This is a genomic window from Bifidobacterium vansinderenii, from assembly GCF_002234915.1.
GTDB classification, from domain to species: Bacteria; Actinomycetota; Actinomycetes; order Actinomycetales; family Bifidobacteriaceae; genus Galliscardovia; species Galliscardovia vansinderenii.
In genome coordinates this window covers 44,193-66,896 of sequence record NZ_NEWD01000016.1, presented here as the reverse complement: position 1 = coordinate 66,896, position 22,704 = coordinate 44,193, and the positions used below count along the sequence as shown (strand labels likewise).

The following is a 22,704-nucleotide window of genomic DNA, read 5'->3' as shown; positions in this document are numbered from 1 at the left end:
GGGACCATTAAGAAACAGGGCCGGTGGTTATTAGGAACAATCCTGATAACCACCGGCCCCTGTTATTGTTTCGTGGCCTCACCACCACGCACACGGTGCGCGAGCCGCGTCATCACCAGCAACACGACCACGCGGCACCACGCGGTTAGCGAGCGCCCCGCACTTGATAATCCCGGACCACCCGCGCTAGTTCTTCGTCTTGTTTTGCTTTGTCGCCGGTGCTGGGGCAGGCTGCGAGTTCGGGTCTGGTAGCGGGTCCCATGAGAGTGTCCTGATGTAAGCCGCGAGTTTCTTGCGTCCTTGTTCTTCGCGTTCGTCTGCGGTGAGGCTGGGGTCAACTGGTTCTGCCGCTTTCACGATGAGCGCGTAAACGTCGATGAAGCGGGGTAGGGGTATCGGGTCATTGAACTTGGCATTCGGGACGAAGAAGCGTAGTGAGTATTTTTTGTTTCCGTGCTCTTCCCAATCTATGTTTTCTCCGGGTATTTCTCCGGTTGGAATGATAAGTCTTTCCGGAAGGTCCATCTCATTCGTGCTTATCTGTTCGCGTTCCTTCTTCGCATTAAGGTGGGATAGGGGGAAATCTATTGTGTGGATTCCATGATCGGCTATGTTGGTGTAATCGTCACGAGACCTAAATAGGCCGGAGTTCAAATTGTGAGGAGTGAGAGGATGAGCTTCAACAAGATTCGCTATGACTTTTCTCCATCCCGTTGTTGTGTTGTCCAGCTCCGTGTCGAAGTCCTTTAGGGCCTTCATGACGAAACTCATGGTGCAGAACTGAGCGGGGAGCGGTTGGGTTTTCAGATAAGCAACGCATTTGTTTACGAGGACCTGATCCGTGAATGGCTCTTTCCGAGGTGTACCTTGCGGGGATGGTACTTGGGGTGAGCTACTGGACTCGTCTACTAGGTCGCGTTCAATCAGTTTGAACTCTATGCTCGTTGTTGTCGCTCGAATGTCTTTCTCGATTTGTTCGAAGGCTTCTTGCTTCTTGCTCAGGTAGTTGGGAGCGCCCGCGGGGAAGCCTTTTGGTTCGTAGTTCATGATCTGGTCGTTGATGTTGCACAACGTCCAGACCGTGACCTCGTGGTTCTTTCGTCCACGCGGCTTGTACTTGTCCTTTTCCTTGTCGTATGAGCTGGCCTTAAGCGTGTAGGTCTGCTGGGTCTTCTTGAGCTTGCGGTCGGTCAGGAATAGCACAATCAGCTCGTAATCTGAATAGTCGGTCTGATTCTTCACGGGCTTATGGTTTGAATCAAGCTTTTGCCAGTACGTGAGCTTCGCGGAATGCTCCACCTTGCCGTTCAGCTTTGAGTTCTCTCCTGACTCCTGCGCGGTTATCTGGACCAGCACCTTCGCATGGGTATTGTTCTGAGAGACGTCACTGACGAGGAGCGTTTCCTTTCCCTTGTTCTTATCCAGCGACGGGGCATTCCTGTTCTTGCTCAGGTTCATTGTGGAGATAAAGTCAAACCCCGGTACGTTGGGTCTACCCTCCAACGTGTTCGCATTCACCAGGTGCCAATCGGGATGTAGGTAATTCAGGAGGGTAGCGAAGTATGTCTCGCACTGAACCGCGAGCAGGTTCTCTCCTCTAACCACCTGCATGCGCGCGGCAGTCGCTATTGACCCGATACCAAGCTGGATGCTTATCTCCAGCTCCGATAATGACTTATGATCCGTCGCAACAATAACTGGGTCGGTCACGATACTGTCCCTTCTCGCTTGTCCGGATACGCGTCGGCCTGACACGAATGATTATTCCACCGACTCGTTTTCAGGGTCCGGTTTTGACCAGCCGGTTAATGAAAAAATGCGGTGTGAAAGCAGCGCGGGTGGGCCGGGATTATTGTCTTACGCCCGGCGCTCGCTGACGTGTCTGCTTGTTTAGTGAAATCCCGGACCACCCGCGCTTATCCTCGTCCTCTTCTTCATCCTGTTGCCGTGCTTGGTTTTGCGCGCCGGGTCTGGTCGTTCCCGGTTCTTCGTTTCTTGTTCTCGTCCGACCGTGGGCTGATGTTCCGGCTCGAGTGTTGATGCTTCGTCTTCGTGCCGTGCGTGCGTTGGTTCGTGGGGATATGCGCGTGTTAGTGAGGGTCCGTGCCGCGCGTTCTGGTGCCGGTCCCATGGTTTTCCGTTCCGATTGTGTTGCGCCCCGTGGCCGGGGTTGGTGAGTGGAGGAGGGTTCTTGTCATGTCTCGTGGTGCGCATCGTGTGAAGCGGGCCGGTAGGGTTCGTGCGTGGTGGGGCCGTACCCCGGTGCGTGGGAAGGTGATGTACGTCGTCGGTGGTGTGATGCTTCTCGTCGCGTTGGGTCTTGCGTCGTACCCCGCGATCATGCAGACCATCACGGGGAACCAGCAGGTGGCGGTCTCGAACCAGCTGGAGAAGACGGTCGCTGATTGGCCGTACCCGAAGGCCGAGGATGAGCTGGCCGCCGCGCGTGATTACAATAAGCGGCTGTTCGAGTCGGGGCAGCGTGAGCTGGGTTCCACGGTGAAGGACGCGATGGATGCGTCTGCCGCGGTCGGTACGGATGACCCGCTCGCGACGGAGTACGAGCAGCGGCTTGCGGTTGACCCGGGTAACGCGATGGGCAGTGTCGTGATTCCGAAGATAAGCGTGAACATCCCCATACTGCACGGCACGAGCACGGAGGCCTTGAACCAGGGGGCGGGGCACACGTTCGGCTCCTCGCTGCCGGTCGGTGGCCCATCCACGCACGCTATCCTCGCGGCTCACCGTGGAATGCCGGACAAGCTGATGTTCACGCGGCTGGACGAGATGCGCGTCGGGGACTTCTTCCAGATCAAGGTCATGGGGGAGACGCTCTCCTACCAGGTGACGAACATCTGGACCGTGACACCGGATGATTTCTCTCACCTGAAAATCAAGAAGGGTGAGGACCGCGTGACGCTCGTGACCTGCACACCATACGGGATAAACACGCACCGTCTCCTCGTGAGCGGCATCAGGTACTACGGGAAGCATCCGGACCCCGCGAAGCAGCCCGACAAGGCCGGCACGTGGGAGAAGCTCATCCCGATAATCGCGGCCATGGCCGTGCCGCTCCTCAGCCTCACCGCGTCCATCCTCGCGTGGCTCATCAGGAAGCACAAGCGAAACAAGCGGCAGCTTAGGGAACTCGAAGCGCAAGCGGCCGCTGCGCGGTGAACGCCCGGCGCTGACGCTCACCAGTGAAGCAAGCACGTCGAAGTAAAAGCGGGGCCGCTCGCGCGTGAACCTACCACGCACGAGCGGCCCCGTTATGCATTGTCCTCTTCACCGTGGAGTGATGGACGAGCACCATCATACAACCAGCATGACCGGCACGAAGGGGACGCGGGGAAGGAGCAAGCGACGAGTGACAGGTGAGGAGAAGAACAAGAAGCCGCGCGGATGAAGAAGAAGGAGGACAAGGAGCAGCGGGGTGGGGAAGAATGAGGATAGGGGCAGCGCGGGTGGTCCGGGATTACCGGTTAATTAAAGGGGCTGTTAGACCAACGTGTTGGTTTTGATTCAAATAAGGTGTGCCCACCGGTTACGCGCCGGTGGGCACACCTTGTCTTATCCGTTTGAGCTACCTCTGGTTATGCAGGTCAGAGAAGCACATCGAGGAGCCAACTGGTCCAACCAGTGGCCTTCTCGCTTGCGGAGGTCTGAGCGCTCTTCTTGAGGTTACATTCCTTGCAGAGCATCTGGCAGTTCTCCGGAACGGTCTTTCCGCCCTTGGACCACGGAATGATGTGGTCGCCGTCCATCTTGCTGAAATCGAACGTCTTACCGCATGTAGGACACTTATGCCCTTGTTTCTCGTAAGCAGCAAGCTTAGTTGCACGGTCGAACTGACGGATAGAAAGGTTCTTCACATCACCGGTCAGTAGGAACGGGAAGATGCCTCGCTTGTTTGTCACGTCCTCGTCCCCCATGAGCTTGGCCGTGGCTTTCTCCAGCTTCTTGGGGTCAAGGTCGGTGCGGTTCTTGTTCTCGTTGTAGTAGATGCCCCACGGCAAGCCCTTCATTTCCTTATAGTACTTGGTGAAGGTCGCGGGAATCCAATCGATGACGGAGCGGAAGTAGTTCCAAAGGGCTACTGCGTTCGCGTCGTACTGGTGCTGTGCCATGTACTGCTCGATGTTGACGTTCTCGGCTTTCGCGGCCCAGTTAATCGCGGTTTGGAGATAGTCCTGCCGGATAGCGTCACCTTTCAGGTAGTCGCCAGCGATTTTGTATGCGGGGCCGCTGGTCTTACTGAAGTAGCGTTTAGCGTCGCTGACCCATGGGCCGGCGTACACCGCGTTGCGTAGCTCCTGGTCGGTGAGCTGCTCACCCGCGATGTTGATGATTCTGAACCAGTCCAGCTTCTCGCTGTCCGTGCCATCGCACACGTACACGAACAGCTCGTAGTCGAGTATCTTGTCCTTCAAATCCTGCGGGAGGTTGTCGAAGTACTTGTCATCCACGGAATAACTACCGTCCACGTACTCGCAGAGGCTGATGGTACGCTGCTGTCCGTCCAGCACCTCGTAGGTCTCCTCGTCATCCTCATTCTTGCCGGTCTTGCACCAGTACATCACGTTCAACGGCAGACCCTTGAGAACCGTGCGGATAACCTCGTCGCGCTGCTTGTCCTTGTACACGAACTCACGCTGGTACGGAGGCCGGATGTCGAGCCGAGCATGATAGCCTCTGACACCTTCCTCGTCGTTGTTGAAATAATCGTCGGTCACGTCACGGACGGTGACGGTACGCTGCTCAATCTGCATTCAATGCTCCTTTGTCGGTCTCATCCGGGTTGAGGGGGAAACAGTCAAAAACGCCCTGCGGATGCTTGTTTCGAATGAGAATACGTGCATAGACCTGCACAAATATGTCATCGTCGATGCGGTAGTAGGTACTATCCTCCGGAGCTTCCCTCACCTTCAACGCCGGGCCATCATTCAGCTTCGTTACTAACGACTCCTTACCCATCTTGCTGATTTGAATCTGCCGGGGATATACCTTCGTGCGGAGGGACATGTCACCAGCACCGGCCTTAGCGATACCAACGATGTCAAATTGGTCAGGACTGTACCTATCAAGGAACGTGATTGGAACACCCATCAGCCCGGCATAATCCTCCGGAATGTCAGCTGTCTTGCTCACCTCGATAGCGTCATAGTTGTCATACTTTGGGTAATCCGACTCGTGCCCAGCATATTTCCGGACGAGAATCATCTCTTCGTGACGCTTACCGATGTCCAAATTCGTGAACCATGTGACATTTCGGAAATGGACAAGGCCTTTTTCCGGGTCATACACCCCATTAGCGAAAGCGCGCGCATTTTGCGGGGGAATCTTGAAGTACGAATTGCCGTTAGCGAATCCGTACCCGAGCCATAGCCCTCCATTCATGATGTACGGGAAGATTTCCTTGTACGTAATAGCGTTCTTACTACCGATTATGATGAACTTTTTGTCATGCTCCATGAGCTGAGCCACATACTCGCGGAACAAGGAGAATGGTGGATTAGTCACCACGATGTCAGCCTCATCCAGCAGAGCCACACATTCCTTCGAACGGAAGTCACCATTCCCCTCAAGCTCAGTGAGCTGGTTCTCCCCGTCCTTGAATAGATTCTTCACGTCCAGCATGTCAATACCACCGTTACCGGTGGTATCGTGAACCGTGGTAACCACGGCCTTGTAAGGCTTGCCCCGTTCCCCCTCATCCTGAGCCGTATCAAGTTTGAGAACGTCAAATAGAGACAACTGCCGATTGGCTATCGGTGAACCGTCATAACATGTCGCAATGAGCTTCTTCAGCTTGAGTTTGTTGAAGTTCAGCACGAAGTACTTGAAGAAGTTGCTCTCGAACGGATCGTCGCAGTTGCAGAATACCGTCTTGCCTTTGAAGTGTGCACGATAGTGTCGCATTTCATTCTCGATGTCGCTGAGCTGCGTGTAGAACTCATCCTTCTTGGCCTTTGCCGCAGCGCTAAGTACGCTTTTCCCAGACATCACTTATCACCTTCTTTGGTGATAGTGATGGGCTTTCTGATCGGGGTCAGCAGGCCGTTATCGCTTGCCCCCCCCGCTTGCTTATCATCATGGGGAGCCTACTCCTTCTATCGGTTGCTCTCGTCGGTCTTGTCCGGCTTGATGCTCATGTCGATGGGCAGTCCCTGTTCGCGCACGACGGCCTTGAGGAAGATGGTGACGGCCCCGGACAGGCTCAGACCGAGTTCTCCAAGCACCTTGTTGGCCTCGTCCTTCAACTCTGGGTCGATTCTCATGGTGGTGGTCGGCACGCTCATAGGGTTGTCCTCCAATCGTGTGGTAGCTACATCGTAGTACATACGGTTGGATGATGCTGGTCATGCTACCAACTGGAGTGCGCATATCTAAGAAAACGCGGGTAACCAAACGATGGGTCAGATGGGCATGGGCATGTTGATGTAGGCACTGCGGGTGCGCCGGTACGTGCCGCCCCTGACCTGACGGCCCATCGTGCGCTGCTGTTCGGTGGGCCTGCTCTTGAATACCTCAGTCCATTGGAACCACGAGAGGTAGGACTGGAGGTGCTTCGTGGATACGCCCTTGAACGGCTTCATGAAGTCCTTGAGCCGGGCGTGCAGGGAGTTGACCCGGTTGATGCCGTGCTCCGTCGCGTCGGTCTGCTTCAACTCGGCCCCGAGCCGCTTGAGCACGGCGGGGTACGAGCCGGCCTTGTCGGTGACCACGAGCGCTCCGGCACCGATTCGACCGGTGAGCGCGCGGAGGGCGCGCGCCTTGCCGAGCAGCCCGCGCCCCGCGACCACGAGGAACGACGCGCCCTTGTCATCGATGCCGGTGACGACGCACACCTGCTCCTTGCTCAGGCCGCGTTTCGAGGCCTTCTTGCCGCTCGTCCGCGCCGGGCGGGGCATCGTGAGTTTCGAGTTCGCGTGCCCGTACCCCTTGTAGCTGTCGCGGAAGTACGTCTCGTCAATCTCCACACGGTCGCCGGCCCCGGTGTTGAACGCGGGGTTGTACCGCTTGATGCACTCCATGACGCGGTGGCGCATGAACCATGCGGTGCGCAGGCATACCCCGCACTTGTCAGCGCAGTCTCGCAGAGAATCCCGGCTGATGAACGACTCGATGAACCGCATCCACACGTCGTCCGGCAGCTTGGACATGCCGAGGACCCGGCCCGTGGTCGCGGTGAACGTGCGCTTGCAGTCCTTGCAGTACCAGCGCTGTTTTCCGGCTGGGGTCCTGCCGTACTTCTGGACCGCTATCGAACCGCAGCGCGTGCAAGCGCTGGAGGGCAGCTCCTGGGAACCCGTGCCGAACATGTCCTCGTACACGATGGAACGAAGGGCCTCAATCGCCCGGCGGCGCTCGTCGTCATCCAGCAGCGCGAGGCCGTCCCGAACCCCGCTGACCAGTTTTGCTGCCCCGCTATGCCTACCCATAGCCCCATTGTAAGCACTATGTAGCTACTTTGCAAATCAAAACCAACACGTTGGTCTAACAGACCCTAATTAAATCCCGGACCACCCGCGCTCGTGTTTTGTTCTTTCTTCTCCTTTTTATGGGTCGTCGCGTTCCTTCTGCTTCTTGAGTGTGCGCGTGTCTTTGCTCTTGTTCTTTTCTTTGCCGTGCGTGTGCACTTGTTTGTGCCTTGTGGTTTTGCCGGTTGGATGCCTGTGGTTCCCGCGGGGCGGGTCGCCGGGCTTGTGTGGATATGTGGTGTTCCTTGTTTTTGCTCGGTGCCGGTGGTGCGTGGATATGCGGGTTCCGGTAATGGTTTCAGCAAGCGGCCGGGTTATGCGTATTCGTATTCGACTTCGGTCGGGATTGGGGTTTGTTGTTATGAGTAGGTTGGTTGGGGCCGCGCGCGGGCGGGGTTCGTGGCTGGTGGCCGCGTTCCTCGCGCTGGTGGTTGCGGTCGGTTTGGGTACCGTTCTCGCGGCTGGCGCGTCGAGCGCGGCTGCGCCGGTGGATGGTTCGGGTTTCGTGGAGTCGCTCCAGGCCCAGTACCTGCCTGACGGGAAGAAGGGCAGTGAGGGTGATTGGGTTGACCTTACCGAGGATGCTCATTCCATCACGGTGTATGAGGGTGTGCGTTTCAATGTGGGGTTCAAGATCCCGAAGGGCACGCTGACGGAGGGGAACCCGGTGGTGCGTATCCCGGTGAAGGGTATGCGGTTCCACTTCGATGGTGGTGGTTCGGCTTCGGTCCCGTCGTCGGGTTCCGTGTACCACGGTGCGGATAAGTGGGCCTCGTTCGATTTCAATGGGTATGACGTCGCTTCGAAAACGGAGTACCTGACGCTTACGTTCACGGACTCCGCGGTTTCGGAGAACGCGCAGACGGACCTCGTGGATGGTCACGTCTGGTTCAACGCGCAGACTGATGCAGTGTTCCCGACCGGCGCGGACCAGTCGGTCCAGTTCGGTGACGGTGCCACGCAGGCCATCACGGTGAAGCGCCCGTCCGTGAAGATCGAGAAGAGCGCGCTCACCACGCAGGGCTACCCGAAGCAGGACACGAGCAGGAACCGTAACCAGTTCCAATGGCAGGTGAAGGTGACGAACACGAGCGACGTGCCGCTGAAGAACGCGTACCTCGCTGATTGCCGCATCCAGTCCATCGACGCGAAGGTGGATTACTCCACGACAGGCTTGTTCGACTGCCCGCGCAGCGGCACGAGCACGTGGGACGCGCTGGACCAGTCGGGATTCTTCGGTGGCAACTGGGGCAACGCGTTCACGCTATACGCGAACCAGTCCATGACGGTGACGGTCACCACGTCCACGGATTCGACGGAGCTTGCGAACAACGTTGAGAATCTCTACAACGCCGCGGTGCTCTATGACTCGATGGGCTGGACCACGGGGGATGGTGCCGCGCAGAACTGGCAGACCTACTCGAACGGCTACCAGCACGTCGCGTATGCCTACGCGGCTCGTGCGGAGCAGCCGAACCCGTTCTACGGGAAGAAGGACCAGCTGAAGATCCAGAAGGCACAGGACACGCACGACACGAGGTACGTTGACCGGCAGACCGGCAGGGAATGCGCTTACGGTGACAGGAACTGCTCCGTGCAGATCTCCTGGGATGTGACGGTGACGAACGAGGGTGACGGCCCCGCTCAGGCTGGTTGGGGCATCACCGAGGAGGGCATCGGGACCTGGTTCACCATCAAGCAGACGCAGGAGATAGTGGACGCGGTGAAGAAGGCCAGCGGCCTGAACGATGTTACGTGGACCACGAAGTGCACGAATGCTTATGGCAACGCGTACAACAAGCGTGATGACTCCTACCCGACCGAGGGCGCGAAGGAATGCGGCTCCATGGATTATGACACGGGCCAGACCGTGTACCCGAACCTGATCGACCATGGTCAGGTGACGGTGAACGACGCGCTGCCGGCCGGCGCATCCTTCATGTTCAAGTACTACACGACCGCCGGTGCCGAGGAGGGCGACCCCATGGTGGGTGGCCGTAACTGCGCTACCACGACGGGCAGCGACGGCACGAGGCTCGACTCGAAGTGCATCGGTGTGGATTACGACGTCGAGTCCCTGAAGAAGAACGCGGTGACGGGTTCCGGTTACGTGGACTCGAACGGCCAGTACCAGTCGGAGTTCGAGTGGCACATCGGCTGGTCCCTCAGCGGCTCCAGCGGTGACGCGGGCAAGACCCTCGTGCTCCACGAGACCCTGCCCGAGGGCGTCAGCGATGTCATCGTGCAGTACACGAACCCCGACGAGTACAAGGATGGTGCCGTGACGGCCGACACGTTCGACTGGAACAAGACCTACGATGTGTTCGCGCTCCGGCCTAACGGCCTCGTGACCATAGGTTCCTTCTCCGACATGGAGAAGGTCGGTGACCAGACCGTCAACACCAGCGGGTCCAGTGCGAAGCTCGTCAGGACGGGTGAGCGCACGTTCGACATCATCATCGACAAGGCAGCGAGGAAGGGGTACCTGGCCATCGCACCGACCGCGATTGACCCGGCCTACGTCGCTGCCAACGGGAAGCCGAGCACGAACGCTCAGGGCCGCTACTGCGCCACGGTCCCCGTGGAGAACACGGTCACGAGCAACATCGCGGCCAGCGTGGATGACGCGGTGGCCGGCAAGTACCTCGACGGCGCGTACACGCACACCGCGAAGAGCGGGGAGAAGAACTACACGGTCTGCACCGTGAGCAAGAAGAGCGGCGGCTACGGGAACGCGAGCGAGAACGGGACGGACTCCACCTACACGATCAACTACAACAGCATGGGGTTCCAGCTGAACGGCGGCAAGCCCGTCACCATCACGGACAAGCTCACGAACCTGCCCGCGAACGCAGCGGTCGCGCTCCTCGGCCTCGACCAGCCGACCGACTACAGCGGCAATGGTGGTGTGACCATCACCACCTACGCGGCAATGGGGGGTGGCAGCGGATCCTGGCAGGAGCTATGCGGGTCCGGGGTCCGTGACGCGCAGGGCAACCAGTCCATCCCGAAACGCTGCTCGGATTACGTGGATTGGGACTCCGCCACGGGCACCATCAAGTTCAAGAACATTCCCGACGGCCGTTACGTGCTCATCCAGTACAGGTACCGGTTCAACAGCCCGGACTCCAGCATCCCCGGCCTGAGGAACGAGTTCAAGACGGACAGCACCACACAGGCCACCGGTGTCACGGACGGGTCCACCACGAACGACCTGACGATAATCCACGCGGCCGGCACGATCGACGCACGCTCCGTGAAGGTTCTGAAGACCGACGCGGGCGGCTACACGAAGCTGAAGGGAGCCGTGTTCCGCGTTGACAAGTACGACGGGACGAAGTGGAACGAGGACACGAAGAACAAGGACCTCACCACCGGCAGCGACGGCTACGCGGTCATCGGCCAGATCGACTGCGGGGTCGCGTACCGCGTCACGGAAACCACCGCACCTGACGGTTACGCGCTCAGCAACGTGCCGAACTACTTCTACATGAAGTGCGCGGACGGCACCACCACCGCGATACCCGACGACTTCAGGGAGGTCGGTGGCAACGCGGTCATCGCCGGGTCCGTCATCCAGGTCCGCGACGTGGAGCGGCCACTCGCGACGCTCACCATCGTCAAGGCCGACGGCACCACGATGGACCAGTGCGACTCCATGCGCTGCCCGAACCCGCTCAAGGGAACCGAGTGGGACCTCACCCCCACGGACGAGAACGGCACCGCCACCGGCAAGACCACGCACATCGTGGATAACGGGGCGAGTGACGGTGACCCGCAGGAAGGCTGGATAAGCGTAGCGAAGCTCGAGTACGGCTGGTACAAGCTCGTGGAGACGAAAGCCCCAACGGGCTACATCCTCGACTCCACGCCCGTCGTGTTCCAGATGGCACGCGACAGCTACGGGTTCGACGGCATCACCATCAAGAGCGCGTCCGACTCCGCGTCCGTGCACTACTTCTACGGGAGCGCGTCACTCCTCGTCGGCAACTACACGACGCCGCCGGCACCGAAGCCCAGCATCACCTGGTCGAAGATCGGCAGCGACACCGGCACGGTGCTCGAGAACAGTGAATGGGAACTCCGCGACTCCACCGGCAAGCCGATGACCGTCGTGGATAACGGAGCGAATGACGAGGACGACCGGGCCGGCTACCTGAAGGTCAGCAGCGGCATCACGAACGGCTCCACCTACTACCTCACGGAGACGAAGGCCCCCAACGGCTACAAGCTCAGCACCGCCACGCACACCATCACCATCACGGACGACGCGAAGGTGACCATCACCGGGGCCGACGCTGCGAAGGGCAACGCTATCACGAACATCCCCGAGGGCCAGAACCCCGGCCTCAGCGAACTTGCGCAAACCGGAAGCATCATCACGCTCATCATCCTCGCGGCCGTCAGCATCGCCACGCTCATCACGGTACGTGCCATGAAGGCCCTCGACACCAGCAACACCACCACAAGCAGCAGCACGAAGTAACACGAACCACCGGCCGGTAACGGCCGGAACGGCACCACGAAACAAGCGGGGCCGGGCAGGGGACGAAACCCCGGAACGGCCCCGCAGCCGTTTCCACACAAGCAACAAGCAGGGCAACGCGCAAGGAGAAGACCACAGGGACGTAACGCGGGTGGGCCGGGATCAACGAAGAAAATCCCGGACCACCCGCGTTCGTTTTTCTGTTCTCTTCATCCGTCACCGGTGACTGGTCCCGGCAGCGGTGCGAATCCAGCGAGCGACTGGGTAAGAAGTCCCGGACCACCCGCGTTCGTTTTCCGGTTGTTCTTCTGCCGGTCGGTGACTGGCCCCGGCCGCGGTTCGTCGGCTTTGGATGGTGCGCGTCAGCGAGCGCGTGAGTATGGATAATCCCGGACCACCCGCGTTGCTTCTTGTTTCCCCTTCTTTTTCTTCTTGCCGGTGATGGTGCGTTGCTTGTGCGGGGTTTGGATATGCCTCTTGCGATTGCTTGTTGCCCTGTTGTGTTTGGAGGGTTCGTGTCATGGCTCGTTATCATTTGACTCCGGAGGGTCCTAAGCGTTGCACCGCGTCGGTGCGGCCGTGCAGGTATGGGGAGCATTACTCGGACCTTGGGGATGCGATGGATGCGTTCGAGGAGCGGGTTGCTGCCGAGGTGGAGGCTGAGTCTGGTGACGCGGTGGCTGGTTCCTCCGGTTCCGGTTCCGCTGGTGATGGTGGTTCCGGTTCGGGCATGGTGCCGGGCGGTCCGATGGGTCGTGGTGAGGTGGAGGATGATTTGCTGGCCGCGACGGGCGGCGATCTTGGTCGGGATTACCACGGGTTGGATTGCGCGTCGCGGTCGGAGCACCGGTGCATCTGGGTGAGTGATGCCATCGCGGGCCTGCTGGGTCGTGACTCCGCGAACGCGGTTGATTGGACGATGCGTGACCAGTCATACGCGCGCATGATTCAGAACTACATCTCGTTGGATGGCAGCCCCGTCGGGTATGACCGGGAACCGCCGGCGGAACTCCTCGCTACGCGCGGCCGCATCATCGAACTCCTCGATACGCTCGCGAGTGATGAGGAATGGAGGACGGACCCGGTGGAGGAGCTGCGCGGCTACGTGCGTGACGATGGTCAGGTGACGGGTTACGTGATCGACGACCCGGATGGTGCGAAGCGCGCCGGTGTGAGGGCCGCTGGGAAGCTGGAGCGTGTCCTCGGGAAACTCGAGCGTGAACGCGGCACCGGTATCGAGTCACCGTATGACGATGGCATGCCTGTCACTCCGGAGGATTGGTCATCCATCGACACGGACCTCAAGCAGCGCTACGCGAACCAGGACCCGACCACCATCAGCCCGGAGGAGCAGCGCATCATGCGTGACGTGCACCTCCTCAGCGGCCTCAAGTAATAACCACCGACGCTGACGTCCCCGCACGTGTTGGATGGGACTGCACCTTTTTCGTCCGTGTGCCCGCCACCGGCATGAGCAACGCATCATTACCCGCTTGCGGAGGAGAAGGAGCAAGGGAATGAGTAGTTGCGCGGGTGGTCCGGGATTATCGTTTAGCGCCGGGCGCTCGCTGGTTATGAGCGTTACGGGCTTTACTAATTGCTTATGTTCAAGACCATCAGCGCAGCGTCGTCTCTTTGTCTGGTCTTCTGCCTGTTTGTGTCTTCTTGTTCAGCGCATTAGCGCGGCTTGTCGTTATCGTTCTGACCGCTGGTGCTGCTTGTTCCGTGTGCTTGCTTCGTGCCTTTTTGGGTTGTTGTTCGGTCCCTGTTGCGGTTTCTCGTATGGTTGCTTCGCGTGGGTCCGGTGCTTGAGCGTTGGTTTTCGTGTGGTGCTGGTGTGTGGTGTGCCGTCCCTCGTGACCGCGGTTTTTGGGGTGCTTGTGGAGCCGTTGCCCGTGGGGGATTAGCAGGTGGTGCGTTCTGATGGTGGTTTTGCTGAGAGCCGTTTTCAGCGCGTGTTTTCGTTGGTGCTGTACTGGGTATCGTCGGTAATGGCCCCGTGGAGCGTGATTCTCGTGCTTCACGGGGCCGTTCCGATGGTTCCGGGGTTCCCGTGGTGGTTCGTGTGGACGCGGGGCCGGTTGGTGCCGGGGCTTCACGCGTGATGGTGCTACTTGTCCGTTGGTTCCTTGTCCCCGTTCTCCTCGTCGGGTTCGGTTCCGTTATCGTCGCTGGTGGAGCTGGTTCCCGCGTCATCGCTCGGATCCGTTCCCGCGTCGTCATCATCCGGTGCGGGGTTCTTCTCGATGGCCTCGATGATTTGCTTCTCGGCCTCGGCTCGTTGCTCGTCGGTTATCTTCGGTTCCTTCAGTATTGCGAGTTGACGCTTCACCGCGTCGATAGCTCCGGGTCCGTACTTCACGGCAACACCACCGATGATGAGGCACGCGGCCCCGGCTCCCGCGATGACGATTCGCGCGGCTGACCACGCGTCGCTTGAACCGTCGCGGTATGCCGCTTTCTTCAGCAGTTCGACTGCGGCTTGCGGTCCACCGTTCTTCGCGGCCCATTGCGATAGCTCCGCGTAATCCCATCCCTTAGCCATGACGCGCTCCTTCGCTTGACGTTTGTTCCGTTCCCCGTCCAAGTTGGACGAGGCATACCTGCTACGGTACGCGCTTATGCCTGATTGTTCCTCAGCTGGCAACTGATTCTTGCGAATGCTTCTCCATTAACGAACGAACACGCGGTGATGTGAACTGTGTGCGGCATCATCTGCCGGGCATCACAATGGCTAACCGAAAATCCCGGACCACCCGCGCTACTTGTCATTCTTCTTTCGTTTGTTTCTTCTTTCCTTCTGCCGGTGTTGGGTCTCGTGTTCGTGATGGTGTTGTGTGATATAGCTACCGTGCGGTGTCCGTGATGTGTAGCGGTTCACCGTAGGGGTTGAGGGGCCAGTGCGATTCTGCGTGGTGGCCCGCTTGGCCCGCGGGTAGCGCGGGTGCTTGGTTTGGTCTGGCCTCGGGTCGTTAGCATCGGGAAAAATGGTCCGGCTCGTGGCCCCCTGGTGCCCGCGCTTCTCTATTGCCCGTTTGCTCCTGTCCGTGCTTCTCTGACGCCGGGCGTGAATCATGCCTCCTCACCTGGCTCGGTGCCATGACGGTGCGTGCCTGGCCTGCCTTGCTTGGGTCGGCCGCCGCGTGGTGGTCGGGACTGGTTCTTGGGGGTTCTCCTTCGGTCCCGTGACGTGCGGTGACGGTTCGCGTGTGCTGGTGTGCGTTCGCTTGGTCGGATATGCCCGTTCCGAATGAGGGGCCGGCTGCTGTTCTGTTGATCGTTAGCCCGGTTCGTACTTGGTGGCCGGCCCCGTTCCGTTCTGTCCGTTTGGCCGGCTCATGGGAAGGGAAGCATCATCATGGTCAGGGGAATCGTACTCGTCATACTCGCGCTCCTCGCGTTCCTCATCACCGGGTCGCTCGCGGCTTGGCTGGACGAGAAGCGCATCGGCTGGCTCAGCCGCGTCTTCATGCTTCTCGCTATCCTCACCGGGGGCTACTCCGTGTGGAGGATACTCAGCGCGGTGCTCGCGTTCCTCGGGCCGGGGGTGAGCCGGCTCATACTCATCATCATGGTCGTCGCGCTCATCAGCGCGGTGGGTCTCATCTACCTCCGCATCGGCATGAAGCAGAAGGCCAACCGAGCGAAGCCCCGCACGCTCGATGACTGAGAGGATGGGGAAGTTGCTGACACTCGAACGTAACGTACCGATGGCCGACCAGCATCAGCAGTGGATGATGCGCAGGTACTTCAGCGCGGCCTACTTCATCACCGTCAGCTCGAAGCTAGTTCCATTCGAGGTGCTGATGGACATCTTCAGACAGCATCCCGATTGGGAATGGGTCGGTCAGAAGGAGGAAGGCAACGGCAAAAGAATCACGAAGAACGGCAAGCCGGACGGGCTGCACGGTGTTGGTTATCCCTACCGCGGGTACCGTCACTACCACTTCTACGTCCAGCTGCCGAAACCCATGCGCGGGTACGACTTCGTGAAGTACTGGCCGAGGAACATCTGGATGACGCCCGCCCGCTCAAAGGAAGGTTCCATCCGATACGTCCAGAAGAAGGAAACGAGGATAGCCGGGCCATGGGGCACCGACAAGCTCCTCGACCCAGAGACATAACAAGAAGGGCATAGTAAGAAGGTGCAGCACAGTAGCGCGGGTGGTCCGGGATTATTGGTTAGTGAAATCCCGGACCACCCGCGTTCGTTTTTCTTCTTTCTTCATTCGTCGCCGGTGGCGGGTTTTGGCTGTGGTTTCGTGGGTCGTGTGTTCGGGGTTATGATCTGACCGCTGGTGCTGTTTGCCGTGCGTGTCCGTTCCGTTCGGTTGCCCTGATGGTGGGGCTGGAGGTGGTGGTTCTCGTGTCTGATTGGTCGGTTCGTGATGGTTCCGTGGTGAGCGTGAGCGTGGATGGGGGACCGGGGCCTGATGGGTCGCCGCGCGTGGTGGATGTGCTGGTGAATCGGGTCACCGGGGATTTGAGGTTCGTTCTGTCGGATGGGTTCGTGTATGAGCATGACTCATCGGACCTTGGGTTCGGGGAAACGGACCCGGTGCGTCGTGCCCGTGCGTTGGAGGCCATTGCCGTGGTGACGTCGGTTCGTCTTGACCATCCGGACCTGTTCGTGGATAGCGATAAGACCCGGTACGCGGGGTACCGTTCCGGTGGTGCAGCTGCTGGTGTGGATGCTGTCCGTGGTGCCGGGGATGTGGATGCCGGTGGTGCCGTTCGTGGTGATGCTGCTGGTTCGGCTGGTTCCAGTGATGGTGTGTTGGATGACGGCTCGTTGCTTGTCGTGACGCGCGTGCCCGTGGCGGATTAGCTTCTCCGCTTCTCCGTGGGGTCGGCTCCTCGAGCTGATTGGTTCCACGGTGCCGGGGAATGGTCGGTGGAGCAGACGGGTAGGTAGCGCGGGTAGTGTGCGGGGCCATCGGTGAAAATCCCGGACCACCCGCGCTACTTTCTTTTCTCCTCCTTTTCTTCTCCTGTGGCCGTCCCGCGTCGGGTTCGTGCGTTGCTGGTCTTGCCGCTGTTGGTTCTTTCCGTGCTCGTGCCTTGTGGGGATATGCGGCTCGTGAGTGATTGTTTATTGTGTTCCGCTGGGCCTGCCCGGTGGTTCGTTCCTTGATGTGTGGAGGTGCTTGGTATGGCTGGTTGGCATGATGCTGGGGATGGTGTGGTGCGTAGGTGCACGGCACCGGATGGCCGTTGCCCGTATGCGGATTACCCGACGCGGGATGCCGCTATGAGGGCCGTGGAGGAGCGTGCGGCCGAGGAGGCCGAGCGGCTTGGTTCCCATGCCCCGATGCGTAAGGGGCCGCATCGGTCATCCGCACCGGCTGCTGCGGCTGCTGGTTCCGCTGGTGGTGCTTCCGCTGGTGATGGTGCCGGTGCTTCTGGTGTTGCCGTTCCCGCGGACGGGAATCGTGCGCCGGCCGGTGGTCTTGCCGGTGTTGCCTCGCGGCTCCGCGCGGGTTTCATGCGTAGCGTGGCTGGGTTCCGTGCCCGGCTCGCGGCATGGAGGAGCGGGGCCGGTGCGGTGCCCGGTGCTTTGGATAATGCAAAAAACGTTGCAAATAGTGTTGCTGAAACGCAAAACGACTATAGAACCGGCCCCGCTGCGGTTCCTCGTGCCGCTGGTTCGGCTCCGGTCCCTGCCGATGCGCCGGGCGTGGCCGTTGGGTCTCCTGCCCGTGGTTCCGGTGCCGGTAATGCCGGTAATGCCGCGGGTGGTGGCCGTGTGATTGGTTCGACGCGTGAGCTGGCCGCTTACGCGCTGCGCGTCATGGACAGCTACGACGTGGAGTTCCTGAAGCGTACGGGGGATTGGTCCCCGGAGCAGCTGAGGGTGTTCATGGATAGCCCCGCTGAGTGGAGGCATCAGCTCGCGCTGGCGTATCAGCCGGGTTATCGGGAGCTTGATCTTCAGGTGAGCCGCGCGTCCCTCATCATGCTCAGCGAGGGCCGTGAGGTACCAGCCGGTGATGTGGAGCGGGCCACGGTCGCGAAGCTCATGAAGCTGGCCTACGTGACGAAGGCCAGCGTCCCCGCCGGGGTGTGGTTGAGGCTGAATGATGAGTGGGATGACTCGTGGGCCGACCCGGATGAGAACCGGGAGCAGATAGCTCGCGACCTCGCCCGCGTCGGTATCGAGGCCCGCGTGAACGGCCTCGCTAAGCGGTACGCGCGTGGAGTAACGGATGCTCCGTTCGACTCGATACTCGGTGAGGCCCAGCGCGGTGCGCGTGACGTACTCGGCCAGAAGCTCTGCCGGAGGGACCCGACGTATGAGGAATCCCCGATAAGGCATGAGCTAGCGTCGATGCTCGAGGGCATGGACCGTGAGGACCTCGAGGCACGGTTCCCCGCACCGGAGCCGAAACCCGGTGACGACGAGCTGCTCCACTCCATGACGCTGAAGGCCCATAAGCAGGTGCTGGACCTCGTTGACGAGGCACGCGAGCGTAGGGACTGGAACGCGTTCTCGGACCGCGTGCTCGTGCTGCGACGCATCGACGGTGTTGTGGATGACGACGACACCAGCCCGCTCGACCTGCCGGATGATGCTTCATGCCTCGCATACGCGGCAGCGGTGGCCGGGGGCAGTGTCGAAATCCGCCGCTCCGCATTGCCGCTCCTCATCGACATGCAGGACCGCGAGGAGGAACGAGGCTACCGCGAGGGGGCCGAGAAGAACGCGCTCCGCAAGGCCGCGCGCATGGCCAAGCAGCCGCTCGCCGGGAGCGGGAACGGCAACGCTCGTAAAGAGCATAGCCCCGACGCGCTCATGATTCAGGAGGCCCGGCTCACGATGCAGGAGCACGAGGGATACGGCTACTCCATGGACGCGCTGGACCTCGAACTGCCCGGCACCACGACGGACATACCGGGAACACACACCACCACGAACGGTGGGGGAAACGGCAAGACACCGACGCACGGGTACCGGCCATTACGGTTCCTTGACGATGAGGACGCTGACGACCTCCGCAGAAACAAGACCCTCCAGGCAAGCTACCTGCGACGCGGCCCCGGCATCATCCACGCGGCACGTCAGGTCAAGCAGGAGCAGGAGGAAGAGATGCGACGGCACCAAGCCGAGCGGGCACGACGAGCGGCACCACGCGGCAACGGCACTGGCAGTGGAACCGGAGCCGGAATACCCGGCTTGACATGGCCCATGGGGGATAACCGGGCACGAGCAGCCGGCCCCGCTCAGAAACCGCTACGAAAAAGCAGGTGACCGGCACTGACCCAACGGCAGTGTGCGCCGGTGGTAAGCGAAACCACGGCCGGTGAACAGGACCGGCGGCGCTCAACGGAGGAGGAGCAGCGAAAGGAAACGAAAAAGCAGCTAAAGGCAGCGAAAAAGTAGCGCGGGTGGTCCGGGATTGTCGTTAGTTGTAATCCCGGACCACCCGCGCTTGTTTCCTTGTTCTTTCTTCTTCTGGTCGGCTGGTGGTGGTCTTGGCCTTTAGGCTCGTTCGAGCGTGACGAACCTTGCTCGTTCCCCGCCGGGGAGGCAGGTCTGGAGCATGATGGGGTCGGGGTCCACCTCGTTGAATGCGAAGTCCCTGAGCTTGGTCGCACGGTAGTGCTCACCGTCGATGATTACCTCGTCACCGACCTTCACGTCGAGTATCCATGCCCCGCCCTCGTTGTTGTGCGCCGCGTAGTCGATGAGTGTTTCACCGGGGCCGCCGTCGTAGGTGGTCTTCACGAGGCCCCCGAGGTTGATGGCCCACGCGCATTCGGATTGCGGCTTGCCCTGCCCGGCGTAGCATGTGCGGACCGTGGCGTGGTTCACGGGTTCCTGCTGTACGGGTGCTGGTTCGGGGTTGGTCTGGTTCCCCTCGGGCTGGTTCACCGGTGGTTGCTGCTCCTCGTTGGCCTCCTGGGACGCGGCATCCTGCTCGGCCTTGGCCCTGGCGGCCTCCTCGGCTTTGCGTTGCTCCTCGGCTTGTTTCGCGGCCTCCTCGCGGTCGTGCTTCTCCTTCACGGCCTGAGTGATTCGCCTGGCGCATGCCGTGGCTTGGCTCACGGTCATTTTCTCCTTCAGGCAGTCGGGTAGCTCCTCATCCGTGAGCGTTGTCCCGAATCGCTCCTCGGCCCGCTGCCTCGCGGTGCCGGTGATTATCGCCGCGCGTTGCCCCTCCGTGGTCTCGCGGGCCATCCCCATGCGCTGGTCCTGCTGCGCGGCGGTGATGCCCGTCTGCTCGGACGCGCGGTCGGGTTTGGTTATCCTCGAGGTGATGAGCACGGCACCAGCCGCGATCACCAGAACGATGATGATGCAGGTAACGACCAGCACGATGCGGCTGGTCCTCCTCGTGACCCTAATCATTCCAGGGTCTCCTTTCCTGTTCTTCTCCATTCGTGCTTTTCCTTTGTTTAACCGGTCGTTGCCATTCCCGGTTATTGCTGCCCCCGTCGCTCCGAACCCGCATCACCTGGCCCCGGTGGTTCCGCGGGGCCAGGTGATGACCATCGGCCCCGTAGGGAACGGCCACCGATGATGAGCAGGGAAAGGCAATAGGTAGCGCGGGTGGTCCGGGATTATCATGTCCGGCTGGAAATCCCGGACCACCCGCGTTCGTGTTCTTCTTCGTCTTGTTCCCCGGCTGTTCCCCGGCGGTGCTTGTTCCTGGCCGTGGTTCCTTGTGGTTGTGCTGGTGCCTGGCTTTGGGTTCGTGCGCCGGGGCTGGTTTTAGTGTTGCTCCATGCTGCTTGGTTTCGTGTTGGGGCCGTCGTTCTGCGCGATGAACCATTCCCAGTCATTCGGGTCCTCGGGGGTCATTACGTCCAGCATCTTCTCGAACTCCTGTTCGACTTCGCTGAGGGAGTCCATGTACCGCTCGTGGTGGAGGTCGTCGGTGTCGTCCCCGTCGTCGGTTTCCTGTTCTGCTGGTGGTTCGGTGCCGTTCGTCGGTTGTTCCGGCTGCGGCTGCGTGGTTGGGCCTGCGGTGGTGCCCGTGTCGTTCTGGGCCGTGTCGTTCTGGGCCGTGCTTGGGGTTGTGTGGTTCAGGATGCTGAGGAACCACGGTTCATGCTCCTCGTGGCTGTCGTCGGTGCTGAGGTCCCATCCCTCGTCAGCGTCGGGGTCGTTCCAGCTCGTGGGGTCGTTCTCCTCGTCTTCGCTGGTTATGGTCTCGTCTGTGATTGACTCGTGGGGTACCCTTGTCGTTGGTTCATCCTCGTAAGCGGCAGTGATGCGCGGGTCAGGGTCATCCGGCCCGTCATCGGCAACGTCGGGTTCCTCCATCGGGACCGTGGCCGTGTCGGCTGGTTCCTCAGTTCCCGTGCCGGTGCTTGTCGTGCCTGTTGTTTGGTCTGCCGGTTCCGCTGCTGGTTCCTCGGTCTTGTTCTCCGCGATCTCGATGCCGGGGACCTCGATCAGCTGGATGCCCGCACGGTCCATCAGGGCAGTGATGATGTCCGTTGCCGTTCCGGTGATGGCCGCTGTGGATGGTGTGATGATGCGTGTGACGCTCCTATCCGCGAGGAGGAGCGCGAGCTTAGCGTGTGGTTCACCGGGCATGGTGACTTCACCGACCTGCTTGGTGACCCTCCAGCCGTTCTTCTTCACGTAAGCGTGGCAAGCTCGGTTCAGTTCCTTGCCGTGGCTGATTGCCTCCGGGCTGGCGTCGGGGATGGTGACGTACACGACCGCTGCGGTGTCGTTGGTGCTGGTGAACCGGGTTGCCGGTGGTTGAGCCATGGCCTTGGCCGGCTTCTCCTTCCCGACCGGCTTGTTCGTGGTGGGGGAATCGGGTATGAGGGACTCGGGAACGTAGATGCGGCCCGTGTCCGTCTTAACCGCGCCTGGCAGCATACCCTTGTAGAACCTGCGTCGGGCCGTCCTGCTGGTTATGCCCATGTGCCTCGCGTACTCGGTCAGTTTGATCATTTCGTGGCCTCCTCGCTCCTGCTCCTGCCGAGCGCGGTCCTGCCGGATGCTGACTCGTCGGTGCCGGCCTCGTCAATGGGCCTGCCGTACTCGTCAAGTCGGAACGGCAGCGCGTCCGGTGTGGAGAAATCCACCAGTAGCGCGTCGGTGCCGTTCCCCGCGTTGTTCTCGATGACCGGCCGGGAATCATCCTCGTACATCCCGCGGCCGAACGAACCGTTAACCATCAATCCGCTAACCATCAACTTGCTCCAATCATGTGCCGCGCGGGGCCGAATTGATACCGGACCCCGCAAGAATCTTGACACCATCGGCAATATCGTTGAGCAGGTCAAATGTCCCCATTTTGGTACCTTTTTAGTACCAATTTGGTACCAAAACCCAAAATCGGACATCTCAAGGCAGGGCTGGGTAAGGGTCGAAAATGGTACCAAAATGAGGACACCCCCAGAAGCGCGGAACCAGTCACATCACCAGGTGAGCCGCGCGTGGAAGCTGGCTATGACACCCCGGACGTGCGGAACCAATCAACGAACCACGCGATGGGCAGACGAACCAGACCACGCGACGGATTGACGAGTGAAGGGCACGCTTAGAAGGTCGCGTCAAGGAGTCACCACAGCAACGCGCGGCACGTCGAGGAGACGCGGACCGACCCGCGGCGCTCAGCCTCAGCCTCAAGCCCAAACAAAAAGCCCAACCCAAAAGGACAACGTAAAAGCAGCGAAGCAGAAACAGGAGAAGAAGACGAAAATGCTGCGCGGGTGGTCCGGGACCACCGGTTAGGGGCCGTTGGGGCCGGGCGCTTGCTTTTCGTCCCGTAG

16 protein-coding genes are annotated in these 22,704 nt (G+C 60.3%); 7 read left to right on the top strand and 9 right to left on the bottom strand.

Going from position 1 to position 22,704, the window contains the following annotated elements:
* Positions 1–186: 186 nt before the first annotated feature.
* Complete coding sequence (locus tag Tam10B_RS06505) at positions 187–1,710, bottom strand: hypothetical protein (protein WP_093960447.1); 1,524 nt, start codon at positions 1,708–1,710, stop codon at positions 187–189.
* 567 nt (positions 1,711–2,277) lie between these two features.
* Here Tam10B_RS06505 and Tam10B_RS06500 point away from each other — a divergent pair.
* Complete coding sequence (locus Tam10B_RS06500) at positions 2,278–3,177, top strand: class C sortase (RefSeq protein ID WP_158214152.1); 900 nt, start codon at positions 2,278–2,280, stop codon at positions 3,175–3,177.
* A 425-nt stretch (positions 3,178–3,602) separates the two neighbouring features.
* On the opposite strand, the gene Tam10B_RS06495 is transcribed toward Tam10B_RS06500, so the two are convergent.
* From Tam10B_RS06495 to Tam10B_RS13545, 4 genes are all read right to left on the bottom strand, one after another.
* On the bottom strand, positions 3,603–4,769 hold the full coding sequence (locus Tam10B_RS06495; RefSeq protein WP_093960445.1) for an HNH endonuclease family protein: 1,167 nt from the start codon (positions 4,767–4,769) through the stop codon (positions 3,603–3,605).
* Positions 4,759–6,003, bottom strand: a complete 1,245-nt coding sequence (locus tag Tam10B_RS06490; protein ID WP_093960444.1) for an adenine-specific methyltransferase EcoRI family protein — start codon at positions 6,001–6,003, stop codon at positions 4,759–4,761. Before Tam10B_RS06490 ends, Tam10B_RS06495 begins: the two co-directional genes overlap by 11 nt.
* A 107-nt stretch (positions 6,004–6,110) precedes the next feature.
* Entirely contained in the window at positions 6,111–6,299 is a 189-nt protein-coding gene (locus tag Tam10B_RS06485; protein WP_093960443.1) for a type II toxin-antitoxin system RelB/DinJ family antitoxin, read from the bottom strand.
* A gap of 117 nt (positions 6,300–6,416) precedes the next feature.
* Positions 6,417–7,442 (bottom strand): IS1595 family transposase, encoded by a 1,026-nt coding sequence (locus tag Tam10B_RS13545; protein ID WP_093960442.1) that lies wholly within the window; start codon positions 7,440–7,442, stop codon positions 6,417–6,419.
* A 400-nt stretch (positions 7,443–7,842) separates the two neighbouring features.
* On the opposite strand from Tam10B_RS13545, the gene Tam10B_RS06475 reads away from it, so the two are divergent.
* Complete coding sequence (locus Tam10B_RS06475) at positions 7,843–11,967, top strand: MSCRAMM family protein (protein ID WP_143248577.1); 4,125 nt, start codon at positions 7,843–7,845, stop codon at positions 11,965–11,967.
* Positions 11,968–12,586: 619 nt separating this feature from the next.
* Positions 12,587–13,363, top strand: a complete 777-nt coding sequence (locus Tam10B_RS06470) for a hypothetical protein (protein WP_093960440.1) — start codon at positions 12,587–12,589, stop codon at positions 13,361–13,363.
* Positions 13,364–14,077: 714 nt separating this feature from the next.
* On the opposite strand, the gene Tam10B_RS06465 is transcribed toward Tam10B_RS06470, so the two are convergent.
* Positions 14,078–14,512 carry a hypothetical protein gene (locus Tam10B_RS06465; RefSeq protein WP_093960439.1) on the bottom strand — a complete coding sequence of 145 codons (435 nt, stop codon included), beginning with the start codon at positions 14,510–14,512 and terminating at the stop codon, positions 14,078–14,080.
* 813 nt (positions 14,513–15,325) lie between these two features.
* Here Tam10B_RS06465 and Tam10B_RS06460 point away from each other — a divergent pair.
* The 4 genes from Tam10B_RS06460 (at position 15,326) to Tam10B_RS06440 (ending at position 19,216) form a co-directional block, all read left to right on the top strand.
* Entirely contained in the window at positions 15,326–15,637 is a 312-nt protein-coding gene (locus Tam10B_RS06460; RefSeq protein ID WP_093960438.1) for a hypothetical protein, read from the top strand.
* Positions 15,638–15,677: 40 nt separating this feature from the next.
* Positions 15,678–16,091, top strand: a complete 414-nt coding sequence (locus Tam10B_RS06455) for a hypothetical protein (protein ID WP_143248576.1) — start codon at positions 15,678–15,680, stop codon at positions 16,089–16,091.
* 242 nt (positions 16,092–16,333) lie between these two features.
* A complete protein-coding gene (locus Tam10B_RS06450; protein WP_143248575.1) occupies positions 16,334–16,795 on the top strand; it encodes a hypothetical protein in 462 nt (153 codons plus the stop codon).
* 918 nt (positions 16,796–17,713) lie between these two features.
* On the top strand, positions 17,714–19,216 hold the full coding sequence (locus Tam10B_RS06440) for a hypothetical protein (protein WP_093960434.1): 1,503 nt from the start codon (positions 17,714–17,716) through the stop codon (positions 19,214–19,216).
* A gap of 231 nt (positions 19,217–19,447) precedes the next feature.
* Here Tam10B_RS06440 and Tam10B_RS06435 read toward each other — a convergent pair whose 3' ends face one another.
* The 3 genes from Tam10B_RS06435 to Tam10B_RS06425 all read right to left on the bottom strand — a co-directional run bounded on the left by Tam10B_RS06435 (position 19,448) and on the right by Tam10B_RS06425 (position 22,122).
* Positions 19,448–20,317: a hypothetical protein gene (locus tag Tam10B_RS06435; protein ID WP_143248574.1), complete on the bottom strand. Its 870-nt coding sequence runs from the start codon at positions 20,315–20,317 to the stop codon at positions 19,448–19,450.
* A 363-nt stretch (positions 20,318–20,680) separates the two neighbouring features.
* Positions 20,681–21,880, bottom strand: a complete 1,200-nt coding sequence (locus tag Tam10B_RS06430; RefSeq protein WP_093960432.1) for a hypothetical protein — start codon at positions 21,878–21,880, stop codon at positions 20,681–20,683.
* Complete coding sequence (locus Tam10B_RS06425; RefSeq protein WP_143248573.1) at positions 21,877–22,122, bottom strand: hypothetical protein; 246 nt, start codon at positions 22,120–22,122, stop codon at positions 21,877–21,879. The genes Tam10B_RS06430 and Tam10B_RS06425 overlap by 4 nt, the downstream gene beginning before the upstream one ends.
* Between the last annotated feature and the right edge of the window lie 582 nt (positions 22,123–22,704).